Origin of the sequence: Streptomyces sp. NPDC126497, assembly GCF_040302425.1 — a bacterium.
Classification (GTDB): domain Bacteria; phylum Actinomycetota; class Actinomycetes; order Streptomycetales; family Streptomycetaceae; genus Streptomyces.
The window spans coordinates 140,501-147,727 of the sequence record NZ_JBEORT010000006.1; the positions used below are offsets into that span (position 1 = coordinate 140,501).

General features: G+C 76.5%; 5 protein-coding genes. 4 read left to right on the top strand and 1 reads right to left on the bottom strand.

Annotation, left to right across the window (positions count from 1 at the left end; all coding sequences use genetic code 11):
• Positions 1–204: 204 nt before the first annotated feature.
• Both metK and ABTY20_RS06065 read left to right on the top strand, forming a co-directional pair.
• Positions 205–1,413 (top strand): methionine adenosyltransferase, encoded by a 1,209-nt coding sequence (metK, locus tag ABTY20_RS06060; RefSeq protein ID WP_351995760.1) that lies wholly within the window; start codon positions 205–207, stop codon positions 1,411–1,413.
• Between the two features lie 106 nt (positions 1,414–1,519).
• On the top strand, positions 1,520–3,667 hold the full coding sequence (locus tag ABTY20_RS06065) for a primosomal protein N' (RefSeq protein WP_351995761.1): 2,148 nt from the start codon (positions 1,520–1,522) through the stop codon (positions 3,665–3,667).
• Positions 3,668–3,736: 69 nt separating this feature from the next.
• Here ABTY20_RS06065 and ABTY20_RS06070 read toward each other — a convergent pair whose 3' ends face one another.
• Positions 3,737–4,279, bottom strand: coding sequence for a hypothetical protein (locus ABTY20_RS06070; protein ID WP_351995762.1), 543 nt, complete (start codon positions 4,277–4,279; stop codon positions 3,737–3,739).
• A gap of 326 nt (positions 4,280–4,605) precedes the next feature.
• Here ABTY20_RS06070 and fmt point away from each other — a divergent pair, with 326 nt between their 5' ends.
• Both fmt and ABTY20_RS06080 read left to right on the top strand, forming a co-directional pair.
• Positions 4,606–5,538: a methionyl-tRNA formyltransferase gene (gene fmt, locus ABTY20_RS06075; RefSeq protein WP_351995763.1), complete on the top strand. Its 933-nt coding sequence runs from the start codon at positions 4,606–4,608 to the stop codon at positions 5,536–5,538.
• A 67-nt stretch (positions 5,539–5,605) separates the two neighbouring features.
• On the top strand, positions 5,606–7,024 hold the full coding sequence (locus tag ABTY20_RS06080) for an RsmB/NOP family class I SAM-dependent RNA methyltransferase (protein WP_351995764.1): 1,419 nt from the start codon (positions 5,606–5,608) through the stop codon (positions 7,022–7,024).
• Positions 7,025–7,227: the final 203 nt, after the last annotated feature.

Here is a 7,227-nt window from a genome sequence, read left to right on the forward strand (position 1 = left end):
CGCCCGGCGGGGCGTGGTGCCTCTGGCCAACCCCGCCCGGGCCCGGGCACAATGCCCGTGCCGCAGGTCACAGCGCTCTCGCGAGGCGAGACGGGGGACCCGTGGCGGAGCGCGACCGATAAACTGTTCCGCGGACGGCGTCGGGTGCAGCCCCCGCCGTCCACCAATGATCAGCCAGCAGCCGCTGCAACCCCAGGGAGCGTTGTGTCCCGTCGTCTGTTCACCTCGGAGTCCGTGACCGAGGGCCACCCCGACAAGATCGCTGACCAGATCAGCGACACCATCCTCGACGCGCTGCTCCGCGAGGACCCGAGCTCACGGGTCGCCGTGGAGACGCTGATCACCACCGGCCTGGTGCACGTGGCCGGCGAGGTCACCACGAAGGCGTACGCGGACATCGCGACGCTGGTGCGCAACAAGATCCTGGAGATCGGCTACGACTCCTCGAAGAAGGGCTTCGACGGCGCCTCCTGCGGCGTGTCGGTGTCGATCGGCGCGCAGTCCCCGGACATCGCGCAGGGCGTCGACGCCGCCTACGAGGCCCGTGTCGAGGGTGACGACGACGAGCTCGACCGGCAGGGCGCCGGCGACCAGGGCCTGATGTTCGGCTACGCGACGGACGAGACGCCGACGCTGATGCCGCTGCCGGTCTTCCTCGCGCACCGTCTGTCCAAGCGCCTGTCCGACGTGCGCAAGAACGGGACCATCCCCTACCTGCGCCCCGACGGCAAGACCCAGGTCACCATCGAGTACGACGGGGACAAGGCGGTCCGTCTGGACACCGTGGTCGTCTCCTCCCAGCACGCCTCCGACATCGACCTGGAGTCGCTGCTCGCCCCCGACATCCGCGAGTTCGTCGTGGAGCCGGAGCTGAAGGCGCTCCTGGAGGAGGGCATCAAGCTCGACACCGAGAAGTACCGGCTGCTGGTGAACCCGACCGGCCGTTTCGAGATCGGCGGCCCGATGGGCGACGCCGGCCTCACCGGCCGCAAGATCATCATCGACACCTACGGCGGCATGGCCCGCCACGGCGGCGGTGCCTTCTCCGGCAAGGACCCGTCCAAGGTGGACCGCTCGGCGGCGTACGCGATGCGCTGGGTCGCCAAGAACGTGGTCGCCGCGGGCCTCGCCGACCGCTGCGAGGTCCAGGTGGCGTACGCCATCGGCAAGGCGGAGCCGGTCGGCCTGTTCGTCGAGACCTTCGGCACCGCCAAGGTCGACACCGAGAGGATCGAGCGGGCCATCGACGAGGTCTTCGACCTCCGCCCGGCCGCGATCATCCGCGACCTCGACCTGCTGCGCCCGATCTACGCCCAGACCGCCGCCTACGGCCACTTCGGCCGTGAGCTGCCCGACTTCACCTGGGAGCGCACCGACCGCGTGGACGCGCTGCGCAAGGCGGCGGGGCTGTAGACCCGCCCCGCGTCCCCCGAGGCCCGGAGCTCCGTCGCGAGCGCCGGGCCTCGGCGCGTTCGACGGCCCGGCGCCGTTGTCAGTGGCGTTTGGTAGGAATGCAGGCGTGAGCAGCGAGGACGGACGACAGGAGGGCGACGCGCGGGGCGCGCCGCCCGAGCAGCTCGCGCTCATCCGGGAGAGCGTGCGGGGGGCCGGGGCGCCCCGGGCCAGACCGCGCACCTGGCGCGGCGCCGCGCTCGCCAAGGAGCTGCCCGTCGCCCGGGTCCTCGTCGACAAGGGCGTGCTCCACCTCGACCGCTACTTCGACTACGCCGTGCCCGAGGAGCTGGACGCCGACGCACAGCCGGGAGTGCGGGTGCGGGTGCGGTTCGGGGCCGGACGGCACCGGGTGCGGGAGGGACGGCGCGAGGGCGGCGGACTGATCGACGGATTCCTCGTCGAGCGGCTCGCCGAGTCCGACTACGCCGGGCCGCTGGCGGCCCTGGCCCACGTCGTCTCGCCCGAGCGGGTGCTCGACGAGGAGCTGCTGGGGCTCGCCCGCGCGGTGGCCGACCGGTACGCGGGCAGCCTCGCCGACGTCCTCCAGCTCGCCGTGCCGCCGCGCAGCGCCCGCGCGGAGCGACGGCCCTCGCCCGATCCGCTGCCGCCGCCCCCGGCACCCGCACCCGGCTCCTGGGAGCGGTACGAACAGGGGCCGGCCTTCCTGGAGTCACTGGCCTCGGGCGGCGCCCCACGAGCCGTGTGGAACGCGCTGCCGGGGCCGCGGTGGAGCGAGGAACTGGCCCGGGCCGTCGCCGCGGCCCTGGCCTCCGGGCGCGGCGCGCTGGTCGTCCTGCCGGACGGACGGTCCGTCGCGCGCCTCGACGCGGCGCTCACCGGACTGCTGGGGGAGGGACGGCACGCGGTGCTCACCGCCGACGCCGGGCCCGAGAAGCGGTACGCCCGATGGCTCGCCGTGCGGCGGGGCTCCGTACGGGCCGTCATCGGGACGCGGGCGGCGATGTTCGCGCCGGTGCGGGACCTCGGACTGGTCGCCGTCTGGGACGACGGCGACGACAGCCACAGCGAGCCGCACGCCCCGCAGCCGCACGCCCGGGAGGTGCTGCTGCTGCGGGCGGCGCAGGACAGGTGCGGCTTCCTGCTGGGCAGCCGGCACTGCACCGTGGAGGCCGCCCAGCTGGTGGAGACCGGCTGGGCCCGGCCGCTGGTCGCCGGGAGGGAGCAGGTGCGGGCCGCCGCGCCGCTGGTGCGGACCGTGGGGGACGGGGACCTCGCGCGTGACGAGGCCGCCCGCGCGGCGCGGCTGCCGAGCCTCGCCTGGCAGGCCGCCAGGGAGGGGCTGCGGCACGGACCGGTGCTGGTGCAGGTGCCCCGCCGCGGCTATGTGCCGCGGATGGCGTGCGCCGGCTGCCGGGCCCCCGCGCGGTGCCTGCACTGCTCCGGGCCGCTGCAGGCGCAGGGGGCCGACGATCTGCGGTGCGTGTGGTGCGGACGCGAGGAGGGCGGCTGGCACTGTCCCGAGTGCGGCGGGTTCCGGCTGCGGGCCCAGGTGGTCGGGGCGCGGCGGACCGCCGAGGAACTGGGCCGCGCCTTCCCCGCGGTCCCGGTGCGGACCTCAGGGCGCGAACACGTGCTGGACACGGTGCCGGGGACACCCGCGCTGGTGGTGAGCACACCCGGCGCGGAGCCGGTGGCCGAGGGCGGATACGCGGCGGCGCTGCTGCTGGACGGCTGGGCCATGCTGAGCCGGCCCGATCTGCGGGCCGGGGAGGACGCGCTGCGCCGCTGGATCGGCGCGGCGGCGCTGGTCCGGCCGCAGTCGGCGGGCGGCACGGTGGTCGTGGTCGCCGAGCCGACCCTGCGGCCCGTGCAGGCGCTGGTCCGGTGGGACCCGGTCGGGCACGCCGTACGGGAGCTGGCCGAGCGGGGCGAACTGGGGTTCCCGCCGGTGTCCCGGATGGCGGCGGTGTCGGGGCCGGGTGAGGCGGTGGCCGAGTTCCTCCGCGCGGTGGAGCTGCCCGCACGGGCGGAGGTCCTGGGGCCGGTGCCCCTGCCGGCCACTCCGGCGGGCCGCCCCCGCCGGCCGGGCGCGCCGCCCCCCGGCGAAGAGTGGGACCGGGCGCTGATCCGCGTCCCCCCCGGCAACGGCGCCGCACTGACCGCCGCGCTGAAGTCCGCCCAGGCGGCCCGCACGGCCCGGGGCGGGCACACCCAGGTGTGGATCCGGGTGGACCCCCCCGACATCGGCTGATCCACCACCGGGACGTGCCGCGCCCTCCCGGGGGCGGTGCGTCCGGGAGGGCGCGGAGGAGGGGGCGGCTCAGCCGTTGCGGGGGGCGGGGAAGGCCGTCGGGCGCGGGTCGTCGCGGAGGGACGGACTGCCGGCCGTGGGCTGGGTCGGCATGGAGCGGGCCGCGGGGGCCGCCGGCACCGTGGTGACGCCGGCGACCGCGTTGACCGTGCGCGTGCCCGGCGCCTCCGTGGCGGCCTCACCGGCCGCGGGGGCCTGGGCGGCGGTCCGGCGGGCGCCGTAGCGGCGGTGGACCGCCTGCTTGGTGACGCCGAGCGCGGAGCCCACGGCGTCCCACGAGAAGCCCAGGGAGCGGTCGAAGTCCACGGCCGCGGTGACCAGGGTCTCGACGCTGTCGCGCAGCTCCTGGGCGAGACGGACCGTGGGGGCGGGGGCGCGCCCGTAGACGACGAAGCCCGTGGAGGAGGCGGGGCGGCGCGGGCGGTAGACGTTGCCCAGCTGGGCGGTGAGCGTGCGCAGTGCGTCCACCTGCCGGCGGACCCGCTCGATGTCCCGCACCAGCAAGTGCAGGCTGGCCCGAGCCTGGGCGTCGTGGGTTGCGTGGTCGGCCATGAACAAGCCTCTCGAACCGGCGTGAAGGGAATTGAGCCCGTGTCGGGGCCCGTGGGTCAACTCTCTGCTGACCAACGCGGGAGCGCTCCGCGGGTCACGGGGTGGGGGCGTGGCGGCATATGCGTACGCCCTCGGCGGGGTGTGCGTCCCGGCGCCGGCCGGCCCCTCCCGCCCGCGCGCCGTCCGTCGCCGGCGCGCCGGGAGGCGGCGTCCCGCCCGGGGCCGCCCCGCCGCCGGCGGATCTCCCCGCGCGGGCACGTCGACCGCCGCCCCATAGACTGGTGCGCCGCCCCGTCCGTCCTCGCCCGAGAGGCCCCCACCACCCCATGAGGCTCGTCTTCGCCGGCACCCCCGAGGTCGCCGTTCCCGCACTGGACGCTCTTCTCGCCTCCGGGCGGCACGAGGTGGCCGCCGTCGTCACCCGGCCGGACGCGCCCGCCGGGCGGGGACGCAGGCTCGTCGCCTCCCCCGTCGCCGAGCGGGCGCAGGAGGCCGGGATCGAAGTGCTGAAGCCGGCCAGGCCCCGGGACCCCGGGTTCCTCGAGCGGCTCGGGGAGATCGCGCCGGACTGCTGCCCCGTCGTCGCCTACGGCGCCCTCCTCCCCAGGGCGGCCCTCGACATCCCCGCCCGGGGCTGGGTCAACCTGCACTTCTCCCTGCTGCCCGCCTGGCGCGGCGCCGCACCCGTGCAGCACGCCATCATGGCCGGTGACGAGATCACCGGCGCCGCCACCTTCCTCATCGAGGAGGGCCTCGACTCCGGGCCCGTCTACGGCACCGTCACCGAGGAGATCCGCCCCACCGACACCAGCGGCGACCTGCTCACCCGGCTCGCCCTCGCCGGCGCGGGGCTGCTCGCCGCGACCATGGACGGCATCGAGGACGGCACCCTGAAGGCCGTGCCGCAGCCCGCCGACGGCATCAGCCTCGCCCCCAAGGTCACCGTCGAGGACGCCCGCGTCGACTGGGACAGCCCGGCGCTGCGCGTCGACCGCGTGGTGCGCGGCTGCACCCCCGCGCCCGGCGCCTGGACCACCTTCCGCGGCGAGCGCCTGAAGATCGTCCAGGCCGCCCCCGTACCGGACCTGACCGACCTGGCGCCCGGCCGGCTGTCCGCCGGCAAGAACAACGTGTACGTGGGCACCGGCTCGTACGCCGTGGAGCTGCTGTGGGTGCAGGCCCAGGGCAAGAAGCCGATGCGGGCGGCCGACTGGGCGCGCGGGGTGCGGATCGCCGCCGGGGAGACCCTCGGCGCCTGACGCCGACGGGACCCGCACGACGTAGGCTGGACCGCGCAGCCCACCCCACATCCGGAGCACCTTTTTCGTGAGCGACCAGCCCCGTCGGCCCCGCAGGCCCGCCAAGCCCTACCGCCGGCCCAAGAAGGACCCCGTCCGCATCCTCGCCTTCGAGGCCCTGCGGGCCGTCGACGAGCGGGACGCGTACGCCAACCTCGTCCTGCCCCCGCTGCTGCGCAGGGCGCGCGAGAACGACGGCTTCGAGGCGCGCGACGCGGCGCTGGCCACCGAGCTGGTGTACGGCACGCTGCGCCGCCAGGGGACGTACGACGCGGTCGTCGCCGCCTGCGTCGACCGGCCGCTGGGCGAGGTGGACCCGCCGGTGCTGGACGTGCTGAGCCTCGGCGCGCACCAGTTGCTGGGGACGCGGATCCCGACGCACGCCGCCGTCTCCGCCACCGTCGAGCTGGCCCGGGTGGTGCTCGGCGACGGCCGTGCCAAGTTCGTCAACGCCGTGCTGCGCAGGATCGCGCAGGACGACCTCGACGGCTGGCTGGAGCGGGTCGCGCCGCCCTACGACGAGGACCCCGAGGACCACCTCGCCGTCGTGCACTCGCACCCCCGCTGGGTCGTCTCCGCGCTGTGGGACTCCCTCGGCGGCGGGCGCGCCGGCATCGAGGAGCTGCTGCGGGCCGACAACGAGCGGCCCGAGGTGACCCTGGTCGCCCGTCCCGGGCGGGCGACCACCGCCGAACTGCTCGACGAGGAGGCCGCCGTCGCCGGCCGCTGGTCGCCGTACGCGGTGCGGCTCACCGAGGGCGGGGAGCCGGGCGCCGTCCCGGCGGTCGCCCAGGGCCGGGCCGGCGTGCAGGACGAGGGCAGTCAGCTCGTGGCGCTGGCGCTCGCCGGCGCGCCCCTCGAGGGACCCGACCGGATGTGGCTGGACGGGTGCGCCGGACCGGGCGGGAAGGCCGCGCTGCTCGGGGCGCTCGCCGCCGAGCGCGGCGCCGTGCTGCTGGCCTCGGAGAAGCAGCCGCACCGGGCCGGTCTCGTGGCGAAGGCACTCGCCGGGAACCCCGGTCCGTACCAGGTGGTCGCCGCCGACGGGACCCGCCCGCCGTGGCAGCCCGGCAGCTTCGACCGGGTGCTGGTCGACGTGCCGTGCACCGGACTGGGCGCCCTGCGCCGCCGTCCCGAGGCACGCTGGCGGCGCCGCCCGGAGGACCTGGACGGCTTCGCGCCCCTCCAGCGCGGGCTGCTGCGCACCGCCCTGGAGTCCGTGCGGGTCGGCGGTGTCGTCGGCTACGCGACCTGCTCGCCGCACCTCGCGGAGACCCGCGCGGTGGTCGCCGACCTCCTCAAGCAGTTCCCGGACGCCGATCTGATCGACGCCCGGCCGCTGCTCCCCGGCGTCCCCGACCTCGGCGAGGGCCCCGACGTGCAGTTGTGGCCGCACCTGCACGGCACCGACGCCATGTACCTGGCGCTCATCCGCCGGACCGGCTGACGCCGGCCCCCCGCCCGCCGTCCTCGTGGGCCGCCCGGCGCGGCCCGCTCGCCCATCGTGATCGGTACGGGGATCCGCGCGGCACGCGGTCCGGTCCCCCGGTCGGGGACCGGGCCGCGGGTCTCCTCGCCCCGACGCCGCGGACACCGGCCGCGCGACACCCCGGTCCCCCTTCACGGCCACCTCCGTCGCGGCGCCGAGAT

Bases quoted from the DNA above. Each gene is read 5' to 3' on its own strand.
- ABTY20_RS06070 (WP_351995762.1), bottom strand. From the start codon at position 4,279: ATGGCCGACCACGCAACCCACGACGCCCAGGCTCGGGCCAGCCTGCAC.
- fmt (WP_351995763.1), top strand. From the start codon at position 4,606: ATGAGGCTCGTCTTCGCCGGCACCCCCGAGGTCGCCGTTCCCGCACTG.